Origin of the sequence: Limosilactobacillus avistercoris, assembly GCF_014836425.1 — a bacterium.
In the GTDB taxonomy this organism is placed as follows: Bacteria; Bacillota; Bacilli; order Lactobacillales; family Lactobacillaceae; genus Limosilactobacillus; species Limosilactobacillus agrestimuris.
Window position 1 is genome coordinate 41,162 of record NZ_JACSQW010000001.1, and the last position, 23,417, is coordinate 64,578.

Annotated in this window: 20 protein-coding genes and 2 tRNA genes; 20 read left to right on the plus strand and 2 right to left on the minus strand. The window is 40.0% G+C overall.

Annotated elements, in window-relative coordinates; all coding sequences use genetic code 11:
* Window positions 1–237 precede the first annotated feature (237 nt).
* From yaaA to H9564_RS00280, 12 genes are all read left to right on the plus strand, one after another.
* Window positions 238–459: a S4 domain-containing protein YaaA gene (gene yaaA / locus H9564_RS00225; protein WP_182580465.1), complete on the plus strand. Its 222-nt coding sequence runs from the start codon at window positions 238–240 to the stop codon at window positions 457–459.
* 8 nt (window positions 460–467) lie between these two features.
* A complete protein-coding gene (gene recF, locus H9564_RS00230; protein ID WP_191683586.1) occupies window positions 468–1,592 on the plus strand; it encodes a DNA replication/repair protein RecF in 1,125 nt (374 codons plus the stop codon).
* Window positions 1,589–3,535 carry a DNA topoisomerase (ATP-hydrolyzing) subunit B gene (gyrB, locus tag H9564_RS00235; protein ID WP_191683587.1) on the plus strand — a complete coding sequence of 649 codons (1,947 nt, stop codon included), beginning with the start codon at window positions 1,589–1,591 and terminating at the stop codon, window positions 3,533–3,535. Before recF ends, gyrB begins: the two co-directional genes overlap by 4 nt.
* A gap of 78 nt (window positions 3,536–3,613) precedes the next feature.
* Window positions 3,614–6,148, plus strand: coding sequence for a DNA gyrase subunit A (gene gyrA / locus H9564_RS00240; protein WP_191683588.1), 2,535 nt, complete (start codon window positions 3,614–3,616; stop codon window positions 6,146–6,148).
* A gap of 198 nt (window positions 6,149–6,346) precedes the next feature.
* A complete protein-coding gene (rpsF, locus tag H9564_RS00245) occupies window positions 6,347–6,643 on the plus strand; it encodes a 30S ribosomal protein S6 (protein ID WP_191683589.1) in 297 nt (98 codons plus the stop codon).
* Window positions 6,644–6,679: 36 nt separating this feature from the next.
* Entirely contained in the window at window positions 6,680–7,225 is a 546-nt protein-coding gene (ssb, locus tag H9564_RS00250) for a single-stranded DNA-binding protein (RefSeq protein ID WP_191683590.1), read from the plus strand.
* 32 nt (window positions 7,226–7,257) lie between these two features.
* The gene (gene rpsR, locus H9564_RS00255) at window positions 7,258–7,494 is read left to right on the plus strand and encodes a 30S ribosomal protein S18 (RefSeq protein ID WP_003716302.1); all 237 of its coding nucleotides are present in this window, start codon (window positions 7,258–7,260) and stop codon (window positions 7,492–7,494) included.
* 249 nt (window positions 7,495–7,743) lie between these two features.
* On the plus strand, window positions 7,744–9,768 hold the full coding sequence (locus tag H9564_RS00260) for a DHH family phosphoesterase (RefSeq protein WP_191683591.1): 2,025 nt from the start codon (window positions 7,744–7,746) through the stop codon (window positions 9,766–9,768).
* 5 nt (window positions 9,769–9,773) lie between these two features.
* The gene (gene rplI, locus H9564_RS00265; RefSeq protein ID WP_191683592.1) at window positions 9,774–10,226 is read left to right on the plus strand and encodes a 50S ribosomal protein L9; all 453 of its coding nucleotides are present in this window, start codon (window positions 9,774–9,776) and stop codon (window positions 10,224–10,226) included.
* A gap of 27 nt (window positions 10,227–10,253) precedes the next feature.
* The gene (dnaB, locus tag H9564_RS00270) at window positions 10,254–11,654 is read left to right on the plus strand and encodes a replicative DNA helicase (RefSeq protein ID WP_191683593.1); all 1,401 of its coding nucleotides are present in this window, start codon (window positions 10,254–10,256) and stop codon (window positions 11,652–11,654) included.
* 149 nt (window positions 11,655–11,803) lie between these two features.
* Window positions 11,804–13,006, plus strand: a complete 1,203-nt coding sequence (locus H9564_RS00275) for an MDR family MFS transporter (protein ID WP_191683594.1) — start codon at window positions 11,804–11,806, stop codon at window positions 13,004–13,006.
* A 134-nt stretch (window positions 13,007–13,140) separates the two neighbouring features.
* Window positions 13,141–14,130 carry an asparaginase gene (locus H9564_RS00280; RefSeq protein WP_191683595.1) on the plus strand — a complete coding sequence of 330 codons (990 nt, stop codon included), beginning with the start codon at window positions 13,141–13,143 and terminating at the stop codon, window positions 14,128–14,130.
* A 116-nt stretch (window positions 14,131–14,246) separates the two neighbouring features.
* On the opposite strand, the gene H9564_RS00285 is transcribed toward H9564_RS00280, so the two are convergent.
* Window positions 14,247–14,319 (minus strand) — tRNA-Lys (locus H9564_RS00285).
* A 164-nt stretch (window positions 14,320–14,483) separates the two neighbouring features.
* Between H9564_RS00285 and H9564_RS00290 the strand changes: the two genes are divergently transcribed.
* Window positions 14,484–15,128, plus strand: coding sequence for an HAD hydrolase-like protein (locus H9564_RS00290; RefSeq protein ID WP_191683596.1), 645 nt, complete (start codon window positions 14,484–14,486; stop codon window positions 15,126–15,128).
* A 92-nt stretch (window positions 15,129–15,220) separates the two neighbouring features.
* Here the strand turns inward: H9564_RS00290 and H9564_RS00295 are convergent.
* Window positions 15,221–15,293: transfer RNA gene (locus H9564_RS00295), tRNA-Lys, on the minus strand.
* Between the two features lie 220 nt (window positions 15,294–15,513).
* Here H9564_RS00295 and yycF point away from each other — a divergent pair.
* The 7 genes from yycF (at window position 15,514) to H9564_RS00330 (ending at window position 23,000) form a co-directional block, all read left to right on the plus strand.
* Window positions 15,514–16,221 carry a response regulator YycF gene (gene yycF / locus H9564_RS00300; protein ID WP_191683597.1) on the plus strand — a complete coding sequence of 236 codons (708 nt, stop codon included), beginning with the start codon at window positions 15,514–15,516 and terminating at the stop codon, window positions 16,219–16,221.
* 13 nt (window positions 16,222–16,234) lie between these two features.
* Window positions 16,235–18,103, plus strand: coding sequence for a cell wall metabolism sensor histidine kinase WalK (gene walK / locus H9564_RS00305; protein ID WP_191683598.1), 1,869 nt, complete (start codon window positions 16,235–16,237; stop codon window positions 18,101–18,103).
* Entirely contained in the window at window positions 18,081–19,373 is a 1,293-nt protein-coding gene (locus H9564_RS00310) for a YycH family regulatory protein (RefSeq protein WP_191683599.1), read from the plus strand. The genes walK and H9564_RS00310 overlap by 23 nt, the downstream gene beginning before the upstream one ends.
* Window positions 19,374–19,387: 14 nt before the next feature.
* Window positions 19,388–20,230, plus strand: a complete 843-nt coding sequence (locus H9564_RS00315; RefSeq protein WP_191683600.1) for a two-component system regulatory protein YycI — start codon at window positions 19,388–19,390, stop codon at window positions 20,228–20,230.
* Between the two features lie 14 nt (window positions 20,231–20,244).
* Window positions 20,245–21,051, plus strand: coding sequence for an MBL fold metallo-hydrolase (locus tag H9564_RS00320; protein WP_191683601.1), 807 nt, complete (start codon window positions 20,245–20,247; stop codon window positions 21,049–21,051).
* Window positions 21,052–21,147: 96 nt separating this feature from the next.
* Window positions 21,148–22,395, plus strand: coding sequence for a S1C family serine protease (locus tag H9564_RS00325; RefSeq protein WP_191683602.1), 1,248 nt, complete (start codon window positions 21,148–21,150; stop codon window positions 22,393–22,395).
* Between the two features lie 107 nt (window positions 22,396–22,502).
* Window positions 22,503–23,000 carry a phosphatidylglycerophosphatase A family protein gene (locus H9564_RS00330; protein WP_191683603.1) on the plus strand — a complete coding sequence of 166 codons (498 nt, stop codon included), beginning with the start codon at window positions 22,503–22,505 and terminating at the stop codon, window positions 22,998–23,000.
* Window positions 23,001–23,417 lie beyond the last annotated feature (417 nt).

Below are 23,417 nucleotides of genomic sequence, written 5' to 3' on the forward strand. Positions count from 1 at the left end.
AGAGACTAGCTTTGCGTCGTAACCAGGCTCTCGAGAAGGTTAATTCACAGCTCCCTGTCTCACTCCCTTTTTATTTTTAAAAATTTGCTGAAATCGGTTTTTAAGCAAATTAAGCGTTTTTAACTTAATTTTGACAAAAAAGACTAATTACCTCTAAGAAGCCCAAAAAAGGCTATCAACGCGTTTTATATCTTAGAATGTGGTATAATAGTATTTGTGAAAAGTAGGTGATTAAGTGTGGAAACAAAGACCATAAAAATTGATCGGCCTTTCATTACCTTGGGACAATTGCTTAAGGAAGAAGGAATCATCCCGACCGGTGGTGCGGCCAAGTGGTTTTTAAAGGAACATGATGTCCGGATTAATGATGAGCTTGAGGATCGTCGGGGCCGGAAGTTGTATCCAGAAGATGTTGTTATCATCCCTGAACATGAGCCAATTATGATTAAGAGTAAGTAGGAAATTACATGATTCTTTCAGAATTGCACTTACATAATTTTCGTAATTATGAGGATTTAACAGTTCATTTTGCACCGGGAGTTAACGTCCTAATTGGTCATAATGCCCAAGGAAAAACGAACATGTTAGAAGCAATTTATGCTTTGTCATTAACGCGAAGTCACCGGACTAATAACAACCGGGAACTAATTAATTGGCAGCATAAATCTGCAACAATTAGCGGGATTGTTCAAAAAATAAGTGGCCGAGTACCGTTAGAACTGGAATTTACTTCTAAGGGAAAGCGGGCCAAGGTCAATCATCTTGAACAAGCTCGTCTATCAACATATGTTGGCCAACTAAATGCCATTCTATTTGCGCCGGAGGACTTATCCCTCGTTAAGGGGGCACCAGCACTGCGGCGCCATTTTATGGATATGGAATTTAGTCAGATGAGTAGTAAGTATCTCTATAATGCCGGTCAATATCGAACCCTATTACGTCAGAGAAATAAGTATTTAAAGCAGTTAAAATATGGTCAACAGCATGACAAGGTTTTACTTGGGGTGCTTTCAGATCAACTAGCTGCTTATGGCGCAGAGGTTATTATTGCCCGTTACCAATTCCTGAAGCATTTGGAAAAATGGGCTTCACAGCTTCATAAAAAGATTTCGCTAAATGCTGAAGAATTAAGGCTAGATTACGTTACTCAATTGAAACTAAACGAAAAAGCGACTGTTGAACAGGCTTATCAAGAATTGCTTAGCCTTTATCAGTCCAATGTAGAGTGGGAGATTGATAAGGGGACAACAATGTATGGGCCACAACGCGATGATATTCATTTTATGGTCAACGGGAAGAATGTACAGTCGTTTGGTTCGCAGGGGCAGCAGCGAACAACGGCATTGTCTGTTAAATTAGCAGAAATTGATCTGATGAAAGAACAGACTGGGGAATATCCGTTACTGCTTCTTGATGATGTCTTATCTGAATTAGATACAATTCGTCAGACACACTTATTGACTGCCTTTCAGGATAAGGTGCAAACCTTCCTGACGACAACAAGTCTTAATGATGTTGCTCGACAGTTAATTCATCAACCGAAAATCTTTGAAATTGAACATGGTACTTTGAGCAAGGGGGAAACACAGTGAGCGACGAGCAAAAAGAAAGAAAAGCTGAGTTAGCGAGCGAGTATGATGCCAGTCAAATTCAAGTTCTTAAGGGACTTGATGCGGTACGTAAGCGGCCGGGGATGTATATTGGTTCGACCTCGGCTCAAGGACTCCACCATCTAGTTTGGGAAATCGTTGATAACGGGATTGATGAAGCTTTAGCTGGTTTCTGTGATGAAATTAACGTGGTTGTTGAACCAGATAATAGTATTTCAGTTACTGATAATGGTCGGGGGATCCCAGTTGATACACAAAAAGAGACTGGTAAGCCAGCCCTTGAAACTGTATTTACTGTTCTCCATGCCGGTGGTAAGTTCGGTGGCGGCGGATACAAGGTTTCTGGTGGGCTACACGGTGTTGGTGCATCCGTTGTAAACGCCCTTTCTACGGAACTTGATGTTAAAGTTGCCCGTCAAGGTAAACGTTACTACATGGACTTTGATCACGGTCATGTTAAGACTTCAATGAAAGTGATCGACGATAATGTTCCAGAAGATGTTCATGGGACAACGGTTCACTTTAAGCCAGATCCGGAAATTTTCCGTGAAACGACTACGTATAACATCAAAACGTTAACTAACCGTCTTCGTGAATTGGCATTCCTAAATAAGGGACTAAAGATCACGATTGAAGATAAGCGGGATGAGAATCCAGAAAAGCAAGAATTTCATTATGAGGGTGGAATTCGCCACTATGTTGACTTCTTGAATGAGGGGAAGAAGACCCTATTTGAACCACCAATCTATGTTGAAGGAAAAGAAAATGGGATTACGGTAGAAGTTTCTCTTCAATATACGGATTCCTACAGAAGCGATCTATTAACTTTTACAAATAACATCCATACCTATGAAGGTGGGACTCACGAAACTGGATTTAAGATGGCCTTAACCCGGGTAATAAATGACTATGGGCACAAGTCAGGAGCTTTGAAGAGTAATGAGACCCTTTCAGGGGATGATGTGCGTGAAGGGGTAACCGCTGTTGTTTCGATTAAGCACCCTGATCCACAATTTGAAGGACAGACCAAGACTAAGCTTGGGAACTCTGATGCACGGACTGCGACTGATCACGTATTTGCTGCAGCTTTTAACAGGTTCTTACTTGAACACCCTGATGAAGCACGGCAGATTATCGAAAAGGGACAATTGGCTTCTAAGGCACGGGTAGCTGCTAAGCGAGCACGTGAAGTTACGCGGAAGAAGAGTGGCCTGGAAATTAGTAATTTGCCAGGAAAGTTGGCTGATAATACCAGTAAAGATCCCGATATTTCTGAACTATTCATTGTCGAAGGGGACTCAGCCGGTGGTTCTGCAAAGCAAGGACGTTCACGGCTGACACAAGCAATTCTGCCAATTCGGGGGAAGATTTTAAACGTTGAAAAGGCCACCCTTGACCGGATCCTAGCCAACGATGAAATTCGTTCACTATTTACTGCCTTGGGAACTGGCTTTGGTGAAGACTTTGATATTACCAAGGCTAATTACCATAAATTAATCATCATGACCGATGCGGATGTCGATGGGGCTCACATTCGGACACTATTATTGACCCTCTTCTATCGTTTCATGAAGCCAATGATTACTCATGGTTATGTTTACATTGCCCAGCCACCTCTATATCAGGTTCGGCAAGGAAAATTTGTAAAATACATTGAATCAGATGAAGAACTCGATAGGGTTGTTAACTCTCTGCAACCAAGTCCTAAGCCTGTTATTCAACGGTACAAGGGGCTTGGTGAAATGGATGCCGAACAGCTTTGGGAAACAACAATGGCTCCTGAAAAGCGGCATTTGTTACGGGTAAATCTTGATGATGCTAAGGCAGCAGAAGAAATCTTCCCAATGCTTATGGGGAACAAGGTTACTCCACGTCGAGAATTTATCGAGAAGAACGCTAAATTTGTAGAAAATCTTGACTTGTAATGTGAACAGCTTGAAGCGTAGAGACATACGAGAATTAGCTCTGGCTCACATTCAAAGATAAAAGGAGGAACAACGATAGTGGCTGAGAACGATCTATCAAACAACCGGATTACTGACGTTAACCTAACTAGCCAAATGAAAAACTCATTCTTGGACTATGCTATGAGTGTTATCGTCTCTCGGGCATTGCCTGATGTGCGGGACGGGTTAAAACCAGTACAGCGGCGAATCCTATATGGAATGAACGAATTAGGGGTTACCCCTGACAAGCCGTACAAGAAGTCTGCCCGGATTGTTGGGGATGTTATGGGGAAGTTCCACCCTCATGGTGACTCTTCAATTTACGAAGGTTTAGTCCGGATGGCACAAGACTTTAGTTACCGGTACATGCTAGTTGATGGTCACGGTAACTTTGGTTCAATCGATGGTGATAGTGCTGCCGCCATGCGGTATACCGAAGCTAAAATGAGTAAGATTGCCGTTGAAATGTTACGGGATATCAACAAGAATACTGTTGATTTCCAAGATAATTACGATGGAACGGAAAAGGAACCGACTGTTTTACCAGCTCGTTTCCCTAACTTACTGGTTAACGGTGCTTCAGGGATTGCTGTTGGGATGGCTACTAACATTCCAACGCATAACTTAGGGGAAGTAATTAGTGCAATTCATGTGCTAATGGATAATCCTGATGCAACGACTGAAGACCTGATGAAGGTTCTCCCAGGTCCAGATTTCCCAACCGGGGGAGTTGTTATGGGAAAGTCTGGCATTCGCAAAGCTTATGAAACTGGCCGAGGAACTATCATTGTTCGGGCTAAAGTTGACATTGAAGAGCGGAAGAATGGTCGACAACAAATTGTTGTTCATGAAATTCCATATATGGTTAACAAGGCTAAGTTAATTGAACGGATTGCAGACTTAGCACGGAATAAGGAAATCGAAGGGATTACCGACGTTAATGATGAAACTGACCGTGAAGGGATGCGGATCGTAATTGACGTTCGGCGCGATGCTAGTGCTGAAGTCATCTTAAACAACCTTTACAAGATGACCTTGATGCAGACCACGTTTAACTTCAATATGTTGGCGATTGTAAAGGGTGCTCCAAAGATTCTTAGTTTGAAGGAAATCCTTCAGTACTACTTGGAACACCAAGAAGACGTTGTTCGTCGGCGGACTGAATTTGACTTGAAGAAGGCCGAAAACCGTGCTCATATCGTTGCTGGATTGCGGATTGCTTTGGATCATATTGATGGAATTATTAAGATCATTCGTAATTCACAAACGAGTGAAATCGCTAAGAACCAGTTAATGGAAAATTATGGGTTATCTGATCGTCAAGCTCAAGCAATCCTTGACATGCGGTTAGTGCGGTTGACCGGTTTGGAACGCGAAAAGATTGAAGCTGAATATAAGAAGTTAATGGCCGCCATTGCTGATTACAAGGATATCCTTGCTCACCAAGAACGGATTAACCAAATCATTTATGATGAATTATTGGAAATCCAAAAGAAGTTTGGTGATAAGCGGCGGACTGAACTTCAAGTTGGTGACATTACTAACATTGAAGACGAAGATTTGATTGAGGAAGAATCAATTATCGTTACCTTGACTCATAACGGCTACATCAAGCGGTTGCCAGTTGATGAATTTAAGTCTCAACACCGTGGTGGTCGTGGTGTTAAGGGGATGGGAGTCCATAAGGATGACTTCATTGAACAATTGATTTCCAGTGATACTCACGATCTGCTCCTCTTCTTTACCAATTCTGGAAAAGTTTACTCGATGAAGGGGTACGAAATTCCAGAATATGGTCGCTCTGCACAAGGAATTCCGATCATTAATTTGTTAGGAATTGATAACGAAGAAAAGATTAGTGCTGTGATTAACGTTTCCCACGAAACCAATGATGACGACAAGTTCCTCTTCTTCACTACCAAGCACGGAACTGTAAAACGGACACCGGTTACAGAATTTAAGAATATCCGGAGCAATGGGTTGAAGGCGATTAACCTTCACGATAATGATGAACTGATTCATGTTGATATTGTTAAGGATCAACAAAATATGATTATCGGTACTCACCGTGGATACGCACTTAGCTTTAACTCTTCTGTTGTTCGGTCAATGGGTCGTTCTGCAGCTGGGGTTCGAGGAATTCGTCTCCGGGATGAAGATTATGTTATTGGGACTGCCCCACTTGATGACGATAGTAACGTCTTGGTTATTAGTGAGTTAGGTTACGGTAAGCAAACACCTGCTAGTGAATACCCAATTAAGGGTCGTGGTGGCTTAGGTGTTAAGACCGTCAATGTAACAGAGAAGAACGGACCATTGGTAGGTCTGACGACTGTTAAGGGTGATGAAGATATCATGCTCGTTACGGACCATGGTGTTATCATTCGTTTCGGTGTTGAATCTGTCTCACAAACTGGTCGCTCTGCACTAGGTGTTCACCTAATCAAGATGGATAAGGGAACCCATGTTGCTACAATCGCTAAGGTTGAAAAGGAAAACGATGAAGATAACGAAGCCGATTCTTCATCAGATGAAAATTCAACCGAAGAGAAATCTAGCGCAGAAGTAACCACCGAAGAAAAAAGTGAATAAATAAAATAGAAATCCTGATTTATTCCGTCTTAATTAATTAGACCGTAAATTCAGGATTTTCTTGTTACCTGTTCCTTGTTTTAAATCAATGTCTGTGGTATATTTTATTCTTGTGAGTATACGTAACAGACGTCTACTCTCCTTGTTCTTCTTAATCTTTACGGGAAGAGCCAGAGTCCATAAGGAGGTGTAACATTCATGGAAACACGTAAATATGAAATTACTTACATCATTCGTCCTGACATGGAAGAATCTGCAAAGAGCGACCTTGTAGCTCGTTTTGACAAGATTCTTGAAGACAATGGTGCAACTGTCGCTGATTCCAAGGATTGGTCAACACGCCGGTTTGCTTACCCAATTGACAAGTACACTGAAGGTACTTACCACGTGGTAAACCTTACTACCGACACTGACGAAGCCTTAAACGAATTCGATCGTTTAGCTAAGTTCAGCGATGATATCCTACGTCACATGATCATCAAGCGTGAAGCTTAATTTGATCTTCAATTAATAGAGAGGAGACGAGATCTAATGATTAATCGTGCAGTACTTACTGGACGCTTAACAAGAGATCCTGAGTTGCGGTACACAACCAGTGGAACAGCGGTTGTATCTTTTACATTAGCTGTTGATCGTCAATTCCGAAACCAAAATGGTGATCGGGATGCCGATTTTATCAATTGCGTTATTTGGCGTAAATCCGCTGAAAACTTTAGTAACTTTACTCATAAGGGATCACTAGTTGGAATCGAAGGCCGGATTCAAACCCGGAATTACGAAAATCAACAGGGTAACCGAGTTTACGTAACTGAAGTTGTTGTCGATAATTTTGCACTACTTGAACCACGACAAAATGGTGGTAACCAACAACAATACGGTAACCAGCAACCATTTGGTGGTCAACCACAGTACAATAATAATCAGCCACAACCTGGAAATAATGCTCCTCAAGCTAATTCGTCAAATAATGGCTTTGGTGGTAACAATAACCAACCAAGTCAACCAGATAACCAATTCCCAAGTAGTGGGGACGATGGTCAATCCATTGACTTATCTGATGACGAATTACCATTCTAAAGAATTCTTTAACCAGATAGGAGGGTAATTTCATGGCACAACAACGTCGTGGCGGCCGTCGTCGTCGTAAAGTCGACTTTATCGCCGCAAACCACATCGACTACATCGATTACAAAGACACTGATTTATTACGTCGGTTTATTTCTGAACGGGGTAAGATTTTACCACGTCGGGTTACTGGTACTAGCGCCAAGAACCAACGTAAGTTAACTATCGCTATCAAGCGAGCACGGATTATGGGTCTTTTGCCATTCGTTGCTGAAGACTAATCCAATATTATTAAGAGGCTGGGGAGAAGCTTTACTTCTTCACCAGCCTCTTACTTTGAATAAAAAACAATTATGGGAAATAACCAGTACCTTTTGAGGTTGACTCATGGTTATTTCCCACTTATTTTAAAATATTTTCTGTTTACTAGTTATCAAGATGTAGTCAAATGGGCCAATGTGATATGATAGATACTGATTTGTTTAACAAAATTATAAATTAACGAAAATGTTAAAATCGGGAGGACCAGTATGAGAGATTTTTTTAGTCGAGAATACTGGCGGGAGCTGTTTAAACAGCCAGCAGTTCGATGGAATTTCATTTACATTTTAATTTTGACGATTCTTAGTCTAGTATTAGGGTTTTATATTAATTGGCTTCTTGGAGCTATGATTTTGCTTGTTACACTCCTGGGAAGCCAACTTAGTATAAATCGTCTACGAACAATTGTAGTAGATGCCCATGAATATTTAGCAGATCTTACTTACCAGATTGAACAAGGACAACAAGAAGCGTTATTAGAAATGCCACTGGGAATGATCTTAATGAATAAGCAGGGTGAAATTCAGTGGATAAATCCTTATATGGCAAAATACTTCGATCTTAAGATTGTTGTTGGGAAAAAGCTCAAGGATGTTGATAGTGAACTTGCTAAGTTAGAGAACGAGCACCGGAATGATAAAGCACCAGCGATCGTTACCTGGCAGGATCGCCAATTTGAATTTCTTGTTCAAAAAGATAATCACGTTATCTATATGATGGACGTGACAAATTATGAGGAAATTAGTAAACGTTATAAACAGCAGCAAATTTTCTTGGGAAACATTTACTTAGACAATTATGTTGAATTGACCCAGGGGATGAGTGATTCGGATGTTTCTAACCTTCATAATTACGTAACGTCGGAAATCAGTAAATGGGCTGTAGAAAACCACTTACTGATGAAAGTGATTGATGATGATAACTACTTGATTATCGGTCACCAAATTTCATTGAAACGACTGGAAGAAAAGAAGTTTAAGATTCTTGATATTATTCGGGAAAATACGTCAAAGCAAAACTCGCCAGTAACATTAAGCGTAGGGATTGCCTATGGTGAAAATGATCTAATAAAATTAGCGGATACTGCTCAAAATAACCTCGACCTTGCTTTAGGACGGGGTGGTGATCAGGTTGTTGTTCGTGGTCATGGTTCTGAAACACGGTTCTACGGTGGAAAAACTAACCCAATGGAGAAGCGAACCCGTGTTCGGGCACGAATGATTAGTCAGGCCCTGCAGGAATTAATGGCTCAAGCGGATCAACTTTTTGTAATGGGACACAAGAACCCGGATATGGACTCTTTGGGTGCTTGTTTAGGTATTCGCCGGATTGCGGCAATGAATAACCGTGAATGTTGGATTGTCGTTGATGATGAACAGACTCATTCAGATATTCAGCGTCTGTTGAAGCAGATGGATAATTACCAAGAGATTAAAGAGCACGTCATTACGCCTGAAGAAGCACTCGAGAAAGTTACGCCAAATAGTCTTTTAGTGATGGTTGATCATGCGAAGAAGGGAATTACAATTGCTCCTGAACTTTATGAGCGATTGCAGAACCGGCTTGTAATTATTGATCACCACCGCCGCGGTGAAGAATTCCCCGAAAATCCGTTACTCGTTTATATTGAGCCATATGCTTCTTCGACTTGTGAACTGATTACAGAAATGTTTGAATACCAGCCACGAGAAGGGAAGGGCTTGAATAAACTGGAAACAACTGCCATGCTGACGGGAATTCAGATTGATACTAAGTCCTTTACCAAGAGTGCCGGGACACGGACATTTGATGCAGCGAGTTATTTGCGGTCTGCAGGTGCTGACGGGATGATGATCCAAATGTTCATGAAAGAAAACGCTGATAGCTTTATGAAGCGAAATCACCTGATCTCACGGGCAGAGTTAAATGATTCAATTGCGATCTGTGCGGGAGAGGACAATCAGATCTATGATCCGGTTACTGCCGCACAAGCCGCTGATATGCTTTTACAGGTTAATGGAATAGAAGCCTCGTTTGTCATTACAAAGCGAGCTGACGGGATGGTTTGCATCTCGGCACGTTCGATGGGTGATGTCAATGTTCAATTGATTATGGAAAAAATGGGTGGTGGTGGCCACCTTGCCAATGCTGCAACCCAAATTAAGGGAGCAACAATTCCTGAGGTTAAGCAAACACTAATTGACCAATTGAACAAAACAGAGGATGATAGTAGTGAAGAAACAACTGAGGAGTGACTAGGATGAAAGTTATTTTTGTTCAAGATGTTCGCGGTCGTGGAAAGCGTGGACAAGTAAAAGAAGTTCCCGATGGCTATGCACAAAACTACCTGATTAAGCGGGGCTTAGCTAAACAAGCAACTAATGCCGCTATGAGCCAGTTAGCTGGTCAACAACGTGCTGAAAAGAAGCACGCTGCTGAAGAATTAGCTGAAGCTAAAGAATTAAAGAAGGTTTTGGAAGACGACAAGACTGTTGTTGAATTAACTGGGAAGGCCGGAACTGATGGCCGGATGTTTGGTTCAGTTTCAACTAAGCAAATTGCAACTGCACTCCAAAAGCAATTTAACGTTAAGATTGATAAGCGGAAGATTGAACTTGCAGCACCGATCAAAGCATTAGGTTATGTTAACGTGCCAATCAAATTGCACCCACAGGTAACAGCTGAAATTCGGGTTCACATTGCTGAAAAGTAGGCTCACTAATTAAAGGAGCGTATCGTCATGGATAATGCACCAGTGCAAGAAGAGCCACGTGACATCGATGCGGAAAAGGCAGTTCTTGGAGCTGTCTTTTTAAGTAAGGATGCCCTGGCTGATGCAATGGAATATTTGGAACCACGCGATTTTTATCGGAAGGCTCATCAAGTAATTTTCCAGAAGATGGTCGATCTTAATGAAGAAGATCAGCCAATTGATGTGGTAACGATGCGAAGTGCGTTGGACAAGGACAATCAAACTGAAAATATTGGCGGGGTTGCCTACATTGCTGAACTTGCAACAGCGGTCCCGACAGCAGCCAATGTTGCTTACTATGCAAAGATTGTCCATGATAAGGCAACGCGGCGGCGGTTAATCAATACTGCAACCAAGATTATCAATAATAGTTATGCTGACAATGATAGTATTTCTGACTTGCTTGATAATGCTGAGCAGCAGATCATGCAGGTTTCACAAGATAATACCCAGAATGGCTTCCAGAACATTAAGGATGTCCTTGAAGAGTCGTTAAAGCACGTTAATGATTTATCCAAAAATGAAAGTGAAGTTACTGGATTATCGACCGGTTACCAGCAATTGGATGAAATGACGACAGGGTTGCATAAGGATGAATTAGTGATTATTGCTGCGCGACCTGCTGTCGGGAAAACGGCCTTTGCGTTAAATATCGCGCAAAATGTTGCAACAAGCTCAGACACTGCGGTGGCAATCTTTAGTCTTGAAATGGGGGCGGAATCCCTCGTTAACCGGATGATTTGCGCTGAAGGAAATATTAATGCTAACCACTTACGGACTGGGCAATTAACCCAGGATGAGTGGAATAGTCTCTTTATTGCTACTGGTTCTCTTTCTAAAGCTAATATTTATATTGATGATACTGCTGGAATTAAGGTTGCAGAAATCCGTGCACGGTGTCGTCGTTTAGCAAAAGAAAAGGGTAACCTTGGATTGATTGTAATTGACTACCTTCAATTAATTGAAGGTACCAATCCTGATAACCGACAGCAAGAAGTTTCCGAAATTTCTCGTCAATTAAAAAAGCTTGCTAAGGAACTAGAAGTACCGGTGATTGCTTTATCCCAGCTTTCTCGTGGTGTTGAACAGCGACAAGATAAACGACCGGTCCTTTCTGATATTCGTGAATCAGGCTCAATTGAGCAGGATGCTGATATTGTTAGTTTCTTGTACCGTGATGATTACTATGATCACGAAGAAGACGGTGAAGACGAGGATAACCAAAATGGTGGCCAGCAAAATAATGACGACGATGGTTCAAATGTAAGTGAAGTTGAAGTCATTATTGAAAAGAACCGTAGTGGTCCGCGGGGAACGGTTAAGCTATTATTTGCCAAGTCATATAATAAGTTTGCTTCCGTTTCTTATATTCCAGAAGATAATAATTAGTCGAATAACAAGGGCAACTAAGAGAAATCGTAGGGGCCCTTTTGTGTGTTTATAAAAGAATGAAGCGTCTATCCACCTATTTAACTGGAAAAAGGTTATAGTCAAAGTGGTAGGCTTAGTAAAACGGATGATAAAAGAGGAGGCGTAAGATGAACCGTCACGGAATTGAATTAAAGTGGTTGCTGCTAGGGATGTTTTTAGGAAGTATCGGTAACAGTTTTGTTTGGCCGTTAACTACTATTTATATGCACCAGCAACTTCACGAATCATTAACTGTTTCAGGGATTGTCCTGCTGCTGTATTCCGGTGCTAATGTTGTGGGGAGTTATATCGCCGGGACATTGTTTGATAAGAAAAATCCACGACAATTGATGCTTGGCGGAACAGTTACGGCTACCGTAATTATGGCCTTGCTGATTGTATTTAATGGTTGGCCGGTTTATGGGATTTTACTAACCGGAGTTGGCTTTATGAATGGGTGGATTATCACCATGGTTAACTCTTATGGGACACAATCAGGACATGATGGCCGGTATGTGTTTAATATGTTATACTTTGCGAATAATTTGGGAATGGTGATTGGAACAACGATTGTTGGCCCACTTTATCAATATGCACATGGTAATATTTCGCCAATGTTCTCGATTACTACGATTCTCTACGTCCTTTTTAGTGCAGTTGTCTTTTTCTTCTTTAAAGACGAAAAGAACACCGGAAAGAGTAATCGTGAAGTTGATGTTGAAACGGCTGATGATAGTCAAAAGGTTAAGATGCCAATTAGTAACTTATTAATTAGTTGGACCTTCTTTGCAGCATTGATGATCATTTGGACAATGTACGAACAATGGGCAAGTAACCTCTCAGTTTTCATGACTGATCAAGGAATTTCAATGACCAAGTATAGTTTGTTATGGACACTTAATGGAGTGTTGATTGTCATTATTCAGTTGATTATTACCTGGATCAACCGCTATCACTCGAACCTTTACCTGCAAGTATTCCTGGGAATTTTTACCGTTGGTTTTTCCTTTGTTTTGCTTCTATTTGCCAAGTCTTACATTTGGTTTGTTTTGGCAATGACTGTACTAACGATTGGGGAGGCAACAGCCTTTCCGACGATGCCGGCAATTGTTAATGAGCTATCACCGGTTAATATTAAGGGAAAGTACCAGGGAATCCTTAATGCCTTTTCATCACTTGGAAAGGCAATTGGACCATTATTTGGTGGAATTTTGATTGAGCTTTCTAGTTACCGGATTTTGTTTGTTGTTTGTGCGGTAGCTGTTTTTGCTACTTTGGTAGTGGTCTTCATTGTAGTTAAGGCTAACCAATCACGAACAATCCGTTATTAAATTATTACCTGGGAAATACATAAATGGGGAATGTGTACAGAAATCGCAACTGATTTCCGCCATATTCCCCATTTATTTTTAAGGATATTCTATTTGTTGTATAATCATGGTTAACAATTATGGGAGTAATCGCAATGAAGAAATTATTACTACTTTCAACTGGTGGAACAATCGCCTCAGTTGCTTCAGATTCAGGATTAGTACCTCGGGAGTCAGGAGAAGGATTAATTAAAATGCTTGGTCAGCTTCCGTACGAAATTGAAGTTCGTGATATTCTCCAGTTGGATTCATCAAATATACAACCAGAAGAGTGGAAGTTTATTGCTAAACAGATCTATGATTTGCGAAAGGACTATGACGGGATTGTTGTTTCACACGGGACCGATACAATGGCGTATACAGCTTCGATACTGTCTTTTATGCTCCAAGGGATTGATTTACCCGTGGTTCTTACAGGAAGCCAGGTGCCGATTAATGTCATCCTTAGTGACGCACCTGATAATTTACGTCTAGCATTTGCCGCTGCTGCTACTTGTCGTCCGGGAATCTATTTGGCTTTTAGTGAAAAGGTTATGTTAGGATGTCGAAGCGTCAAGGTGCGGACAACAAACTTCGATGCATTTGAAAGTGTTAATGTTCCACCCGTAGCGACAGTCACCTCAGATGGCTTAGTATTTGACTCGCAACAGGTTAATTTTCCTCATGCCAACCAGTGCACATTAAATACAGAAATTGATCCTCACGTATCTCTAGTTAAGCTATTTCCAGGATTTGATCCGAAGCTGCTGTTTGCGATGGTTGAAAATGGCTGTAAAGGGATTGTGATTGAGGGATATGGACTTGGTGGAATGAACTACATTCGGCGAAATATGGTCGGCACAATCGGTGAACTAATAAAAAATGGCATTCCAGTAATTGCGACAAGTCAGTGTCTGTATGAACGGAGTGATTTAACTAAGTATGAGGTTGGTCGTGAAGCCTTGCTAAAAGGAGCAATTAGTGCTCATGATATGACTTCAGAAAGCACAATCACTAAACTCATGTGGGCCTTGGGACAGAAAATGAACGTCCATCAAGTTGCAGATTTCTTTGAGCACAATGTTGTTGGCGAGGTTAGCCTTTAATAGAAAATAACTTTGCTAATGCAAAAAGGCAAGAAGAAGGAAATCGCTTCCTTGTTTCTTGTCTTTTAAATTTTTAAAAATAAAAAAGCCACCTAAAAAGGTGACTTTATAAAAGATGGGCAGTCAGGGGATCGAACCCTGGACCCACGGATTAAGAGTCCGTTGCTCTGCCAGCTGAGCTAACTGCCCATGTCATTGACAACAGGTATTATATTATCAATCTTTAATTGATTTTGCAAGACCTTTTTTAAATAAATTGAAATTAGTTGGTTAAAATAGGTGAATAAATGATTGAATATCGTTACCAGGATCTGTAAAGTAAGGATAAAGAATAAAGTGAAGGGATGACGGTAATGAAAGGCGCAATTCTCAGTTTAAACCATATTATTTTGGATACTGATGAGCTTCAATTTCAAGCTTGGCGAGATTTAGCAATGTACGAATTTGGAATGGGATTACCAGGAAAAATGGCAAATCAATTGGCAGGAGTAGATCGACACCAAGCATTGGACCTGATTTTAAAGCATTTTAATGTAACAGGTGTAAATGAGGATGAATTATTAAATGAACAATACGAGATGTACAGTAAAGTAATATCAGGAATTAGTGAAGATAAGCTCTATCCACGGGCCAAACAATTGCTGAATAACTTTTATGACCATTACGTAGATATTGCAGTTAATGATATTGATGGACATGCAAAGAAGATCTTACAGAAACTAAAAGTAGATGATTTTGTGGATGCCTTTGTTTCACCTTTGGATGAGGAAAATCCCTATTTAAAAGCGAGTCAAGAATTAGATGTTCAACCAGCTGCCTGTGTTGGAATTGGGTCCCAGACTAATGAAATTAAATTAATGAATGAAACTGGAGTAATTTCAATTGGCGTTGGGGATGCTGAAGAACTTAAGGAAGCGAAGTACCAAGTTAGCCAGATTGGTGATCTTAAGTATCCAATGATTCGAAAGGTATGGGAAGATAATGAGCTAGATGAGTAGTGAATGATTGAAACTAGGAAAACATTATTCCCAGTTTTTTTAATTTAAAAAAAGAAAAAGACCACCAAAATGGTGATCTTGTAAACCTCTGATGGGCAGTCAGGGGATCGAACCCTGGACCCACGGATTAAGAGTCCGTTGCTCTGCCAGCTGAGCTAACTGCCCATATAACCTGTTCAGTCAGAACATATATAAAGATATCATCATTTATTTACATTGTCAACCAAATATTTGAAATTAAATTGATCTATTACTGATGTGGTATAATGTTAAAAGAATAAAAAGGCGATTCTATAGCTGATTTCCGTCTTTGATAGCGCATTAATTTGAATCGTAAACCAATGATTAAAGAATCAATTATACCTACGTGGAGGTAAGTATTGATATGGCAAAGAAAGTTTTAGTTGTTGATGATGAAAAACCAATTTCTGATATCATCAAATTTAATCTTGAAAAAGAAGGCTATGAAGTTGCTGTCGCTTTTGATGGTGAAGAAGCCTTAGAAAAAGTTGAAAGTGAAAATCCTGATTTAATTATTTTGGATTTAATGCTCCCTAAGATTGATGGCCTTGAAGTTGCTAAACGGGTACGAGCAAAACACACCACCCCAATTATTATGGTTACTGCCAAGGATTCAGAACTAGATAAGGTTCTTGGTCTTGAACTGGGTGCTGATGACTATGTTACGAAGCCCTTCTCTAATCGTGAATTAGTAGCCCGGGTAAAGGCTAACCTTCGTCGACAAGCAGCGGTTAAAGCTCCTGCTGAAGAGGACAACAATACAGACATCCAAGTTGGTGACTTAATAATTCATCCAGAAGCATATACCGTTTCTAAGCGTGGGGAGAACATCAATCTAACTCATCGTGAATTTGAGCTTCTCCATTACTTGGCTGAACATATTGGACAAGTAATTAACCGTGAACACTTATTACAAACAGTTTGGGGTTATGACTATTTCGGTGATGTTCGAACTGTTGATGTTACGGTTCGACGGTTACGGGAAAAGATTGAAGATAATCCAAGTCACCCCCAATGGTTAATTACTCGCCGTGGTGTTGGTTACTACTTAGCAAATCCTGATCAAAATTAGAGGCTAGCCAGTTGTGAACAGCAAATTAAAATTTTACCAATCGATTCGTTTTAAAATCGCTCTCGTTTTCGCGTTAATGCTCATGTTAACGCTGGAATGCGTTGGGGCGGTTTTTGTGCGTCAATTGGAACATCAAAACTTAAATACATTTAAACAAACAATTGAATTACCATCCTATGTTGATAATTCATTAAGTGAACAGTTAGTAAATCCTAATCATAAAAAGGCTAACCAGAAGATCAAACAGATCCTAGCTGAAGTTAATAATAATAACATTTCAGAGATTCGGGTAATTGATAGTCAGGGTGTTGTCCGGGGAACCAGTAATTTTGATAACCGGAATATGATTGGACAAAAGACAACTGATCAGATGGTTAAAACAACCCTTGTTAATAACCGTTCACATGCAGAAAATGTTTATGATAACAGTAACCATACTCGGTATTACGTCAATATTATTCCGTTAGTGGATAATAGTAATAACAATGTGGTTGGTGTTGTTTATCTTCGTGCAAGTTTAGAGAGTGTCTATTCTAATATTAATAGCATTACATTAATTTACCTTTCGGCTGCTCTGATTACAATTGTGATTGGTTTGCTACTGGCAATTATTATTTCCCAGGAAATAACCCGGCCAATTGAAGAGATGCGTAAGCAAACACTTAGAATTGCTCGCGGTGATTTCTCTGGACAAGTTCGTGTAATGGGAAATGATGAGCTAGGTCAGCTTGCTGGTGCCGTTAATAACTTATCTATCCGGGTTGAGGAAGCACAGGAGTCGAGTGATTCTGAACGGCGGCGGCTGGATAGTGTTCTTTCACATATGTCGGATGGTGTTTTGGCAACAGATCGCCGTGGAAATGTCACAATCGTAAATAACATGGCCCTCCAATTGTTGGGGGTCGAACATGAAGATGAGTTAATCGGAAAATCAATTATTGATGTTCTTGATATTCGTCATGACTACACAGTTCGACAACTTGTTAATAGTGAACAAAAAGAAATGATTCTTGATATGTCGAATTCAGGAAGTAACTTAATCTTGAATGCCTACTTCTCGCCAATTCAACGAGAATCAGGCTTTGTTAGTGGACTTGTCTGTGTCCTTCATGATGTTACTAGTCAGCAAAAAGAGGAACAGGAACGAAAAGAATTCGTTTCTAATGTTTCCCATGAATTGCGGACACCATTAACTAGTGTAAAGAGTTATGTTGAAGCCTTAAGTGATGGTGCATGGCAAGATAAGGAAATTGCACCGCAGTTCTTGAAAGTTGTTCAGGATGAAACTGAACGAATGATCCGGATGATCAATGACCTATTAAGCCTGTCACGGATGGATGCCGGGACAACAAAGTTAAATTTGGAATACGTTAATATCAATGAGCTTTTTAACTATATTCTTGACCGGTTTGATATGATTATTAAGAAGGAAGAGGACCCTAAAAAGAAGAAGTACACAATTGAGCGGTTCTTTACGAAGAAAGATTTATGGGTTGAAATCGATACGGATAAGTTTACTCAAGTTATCGATAATATTATGAATAACGCGATCAAATATTCTCCTGATGGTGGGGTAATTACTGCACGATTACTAGAAACCCATAATCACGTTATTATGAGTATTTCGGATCAAGGACTAGGAATACCACGTAAAGACTTAGGTCATATTTTTGATCGTTTCTTCCGTGTTGATAAAGCACGGAGCAGGAAGCAAGGAGGAACAGGTCTTGGACTTGCTATCTCCAAGGAAGTTGTTAACATGCTAGGCGGTCAAATTTGGGTTGATAGTGTTGAAGGAAAGGGTTCGACTTTCTATATTTCCTTACCATACGTACCATATGAAGAGGGGGACGAGTGGGATGATCAAAAAGATCAAAACTAATTGGTTAGCTATTGCGTTAACCATTGTAGTTGTTATTAGTTTACTTTTAACCGCTGCAATTTGGTCCAACCCTGTCCAGTACGAACGAACAAGGGATAGTTCGAATTCACGAAACCTCAATACAACTCAATCTATGGGTGACCTGTATCTACCCACCCAGGTAGTCCACGTCAATGCAGATCAGCAGCAGTTTTTGCTATATAGTTCAAAAAAGAATTTGATCGCTACCGTTCAGCGGCAATTACGCAGTTGTCAGCTTGGTCGAGTAAGTCTGGTAAAGAGTGATAATAGTGATGTTTATCTTGGTTATCTTCATCAGCCAAAATCATTGATGATAAGTTATCCTGACAGCGTTACGGGAACAATTTTTAATGAAACCTTCTCGCAGTCAATTGATACGAGTCGTGTTAAGCAAATTGATCACATCTTAATTCCATTAAATAATCCACGGAATATTTACTTATTAGCTGACCATGGATATAAGATTTACCGGGTACGGATTAATCGGTCAAAAGAGAATGGTAGTTTAAACTCACTGGTCAAAGGAACAAGCAAAGTAGAAGTTGACCATAAAATAATCCACGGACAAACAATGCTACTTTATCCTAAGAGTTTCACGTTACCGGTCTTTGGGTATCAGGTTACTGCTCAGAATATTGATACTTTAAGCCAAAACCTTATTAGTACAAATAAACAGTCTTCAATTTCAACCGAACATAAGGGAAACACGACGATTTACCGTGATGGTGAAAATAAACGGGTAATTTATAATCACCAAAATGGAACAGTTCGTTATGAAAATTATGTAGGTCGAGATGACGTTCCTAAATCAAGCCAATTGGCAAGTTATTTCTATAGTCGGATTGCGAAAACAGGAATTCCAATGGATAACTTGCGCTATGACGGAATTAGTGATCATCAACGAACTATTAATTACCGGAGTTATGTTGAAGGGTTCCCAATTTTTAATCCTGCCGGTTATGGTGATATTCGAATGTCTTCGAAAACTAATGGTATAAACAAAACTTGGCTAAGTCTTTACAGTATCCAAGTTCCATTACCGATTAACCAGAAGTCAGTTCGTCTTCCATCTACCACGACGGTCTTTAACGAGTTACGGGCAAATAACCGGCTCAAGGATGTTAAGGGAATTCGGATTGGTTATCTTTGGAAAGAAAACACAAACGATAATACTACCGTTAAACTAACACCAACCTACTTTGTTGATTACCATGGACAATGGGTTGATTACACTGAATTACAAAAGTAAGGGGGTATTGAAAAATGAACTTTAAACGAATTCAATGGATCTTTTTCTTTGCTTTCCTGTTATTTGATGTAATTATTGCTAGCTCGATCCTAGTTGAAAATCGCTTTATCGTAACAAATAACCAGAGTGGCCGTTCATCTGTTGTTTTGAAGGAAATGAAAGATGATTCGATTAGTTATGGGAAATTGGCAAGTGGTCATCAAAACGGGTATTACCTTTCTGGTTATCGTTCGGCAGAAGATGGAGAATTGGATAACGCTGCTGTTCGATTACATGGTCAAGAGACTCATTTCTCTAATAATACTTTGACAAGTGAATTTAGTGAGCCACTTAATATAAATATTGAAACACCCAATGTTCGACTAAATGAATTAATTCATAATACTCACCAAGTTGCATTGGGGAAGCATTATCGATATAATCCCTACCTTTCAACTAAACGGGTGATTGTTTATACACAAATGGTTGAAGGACGACCGGTAATGAACGGGGATGGACAAATTCGCTTTCGGGTAAACTCAAATCATGAGATTACTGGATACACTCAGACATTTTTGGAAGGGGTAAAGATTCTTCGTCCAGAATCGTCTACTATTAGCCAAAAGAGAGCTGTCGTTTGGTTATATAAGCATAATCAAATTCCTAATAATTCACGAATTCGGTGGGTTCAGCTAGGATACTCACGTTTATTAAGCACTAATACTGATAACCGAAACGTTTATATCCCAACCTGGGTTGCAGAAATAAAAACTAAGAACTCAGGTGCAGTTGATCGAATTTCCATCAATGCCTTCAACAGTACTATCATGAAGGACATTACAACTAGCGTTAATACTGAAGCACTAAATCGGAAGTAAAGGAGTAATTTGGGGTGACAGAACAAGATCCATTACGTTACAGTATCTTAGCAAGTGGGAGTACGGGAAACGTAACCTACTTAGAAACAAATAAACACCGGATCCTAATTGATGCTGGACTAAGCGGAAAACGAATCGAGAACCTGATGGCGAAGATTAACCGTTCCCTAGCAGACGTTGATTCAATTTTCGTGACTCATGAACATACCGACCACTGCCATGGTGTTGGTGTTCTTGCACGCCGTTATGGAATGGATATTTACGCAAATAAGGGAACCTGGGACGCAATGGCAAGTAAGATTGGAAAAGTTCCTTTAGAGCAAAAACATATTATTGCCCCAAATAGCGTTAAAGATCTAGGAGACATTGATATTGAAAGCTTTGCTGTATCGCACGACGCAGCGGAACCGCAATTTTACCAAGTTCATCATAATAACAAAACATTCTGTATTATTACGGATACTGGCTATGTTTCTGATCGAGTTGAGGGGACGATTCGTAATGCGGATGCCTATTTGATGGAATGCAACCACGATACAGAAATGTTACGGATGGGACCTTATTCCTGGCCACTAAAGCAGCGGATCTTGAGTGATACTGGACACCTTTCTAACGAGGAGGGCGCAGATGCCTTGATGGACATCCTTGGTTCGCGGACCAAGCGGATCTTCTTGGGTCACCGGAGCCAACACAATAACATGCGTTCATTAGCCCATTTGACGGTTGCGACGATGATGGAAAAACATGATTTTGGCGTTAACCATGATTTTCAACTTGTGGATGCCGAACCGGATAAACCAAGTAAGCTCCTAACCTTATAGGAACGGAATCACTAAATAGCAAATAAAACTTCAAGAAAATTTCAAAGATTAGCGATATATTAAAAATGATGATTAAAAGATTGGAGGAGTTACCAAATGAGTGAACGAAACCAAAACCCACGAAATCTAAAGAATAAGTTTTGGTTGAAAGTCGCCGGAGTTGGACTTTTAGCCGGCTTAGTCGGTGGAGGTCTGTCCCTTGGAATCGGCAACGTAATTGAAAACCATGTTCAAACTACAAGTACTAATGTTCCAGCAGGATCCAATAAGTCTGGTGGAACTCAAGTAAATAAGAATAAGGCTAATTTAAATAATCAAGCCACAAAGGCCTATAATTCGACAAAAGATGCTGTTGTTAGTGTTATTAACAAACAGGAAGTTCAATCATCTGATCAAGGGATCATGGGCTTATTCGGTGGTCAGATTAGTGGTGACTCTTCCAATTCCGATAGTTCACAGAATTCTGGAAAACTGCAGACAGCTAGTGAAGGGTCAGGAGTAATCTACAAGAAGAGTGGTCATTCTGCATACATTGTTACTAATAACCACGTTGTAAAGGGTTCAAATGCCCTCCAGGTAATATTGAGTAATGGCCGAAAGGTGAATGCCAGTCTTGTTGGTTCTGATGCCGCTACCGACTTAGCAGTATTAAAGATTAATTCGGCAAATGTTAAAACCGTTGCTGAATTTGGTAATTCAAACTCAATTGCAGCTGGTCAAGATGTTTTGGCAATCGGTTCACCAATGGGGAGCGAATATGCCAACACGGTTACCAAGGGGATTATTTCTGCAAAGAGTCGGACGTTGAAGAGCGGAACGGACGGAACATTAACTTCCGTAATTCAGACTGACGCCGCAATTAACTCAGGTAACTCTGGTGGTCCATTAATTAATATGGCTGGACAAGTAATCGGGATTAACTCAATGAAGCTGGCTGGTAGTAATGACGGTTCCTCTGTTGAGGGGATGGGCTTTGCAATTCCAAGTAACGAAGTGGTTAAGATCATTAACCAATTAATCAAGAATGGTAAGATTTCGCGTCCATCACTTGGAATTAGCATGATTGATTTAAGTCGAGTAACAACTGATCAACAAAAGTCAGTTTTGAAGCTTCCTTCAAGCGTCACTAAGGGTGTTGTGATTATGGATGTTCAGAGTGGTTCAACAGCACAAACAGCAGGTCTTGAACAGTATGATGTTATTACTAAGTTTGGTAATGATAAAATTACTAATACAAGTTCATTAAAGACTGCCCTGTACAAATACAAGATTGGCGATACAGCTAAAGTAACCTACTATCGTAATGGACAACCACATACCGCAACACTGAAGTTATCAAAGTAAGTAATAAAATATAGAGGGTAAATTGCATTACTGTATTCATTTAGGATAAGGTAATGCAATTTTTGCTTTATAATGAAAATACTACCAAGAATGAGGAGAACTTAATTATGAATAATCCTAAGTTTAAATACCCAGACACGAAGGCCTATAATTTTGTAGTAGATCGGCTTAAAAAACGTGGAGTGACGCAGAAAGACTTAGCACAAATTGCTTATGAAACCCAGCATCAATACGAATCCCAAGTCACACTAAAAGAATGTGAAGAGGCTGTTGTTGACGTTATGCATAAACGCGAATTAATGAATAATGCGATGGTAATGTTAGAGCTTGATCGGCTGACAGAAGAAGGGAAAGTAGATGAACCATTAGCTTCGATCATTAAAAATGATGCTGGGGTATTTGGTGTTGATGAGACAATTGCTCTTCAGATTGCGACAATTTACGGAACGATCGGGACAACTAATTTCGGTTATTTCGATCGGGTAAAGTCAGGAATTATGAAGAAGTTTGATACGTCTGATCTTCATGTAAATACCTTTATAGATGATCTCCTTTCAGCGATTGTGGCCGCAGTTTGTGGAAAGATTGCTCATAAGTATGCCTGATTTATAGAAAAAAACGAATGATTGAACGTTTAGACTATATGATTATTCAGCTAACCACGGATTGTGATTAAGGAACCACGATCCGTGTTATTTTTAGCTATAAATTGCCTGTTAATTTACCTGTGGAAAAGTCGGTGGAAAAATGAGTTAAAATATTTTACTATTGTAGATATGTCATAATAACAGTAATCCAAGGTGTGTAAAACTTATCCACAGGCGGGCGCGTGATATGTGGATAAGTGGAAATAATAAATTCTTAGTGGCTGTAATCATTGATATACCAATAATTACAAAGCGGCTTAGCGAACGGTTGTTTTTGTTGATAACTGTGGATAAGTAAAATTTAAGAAAGCGATTTCATTAAGAATTTACTGCCGAACATTCGGAATATAATGGAAATATATTGTTATCCTGTGG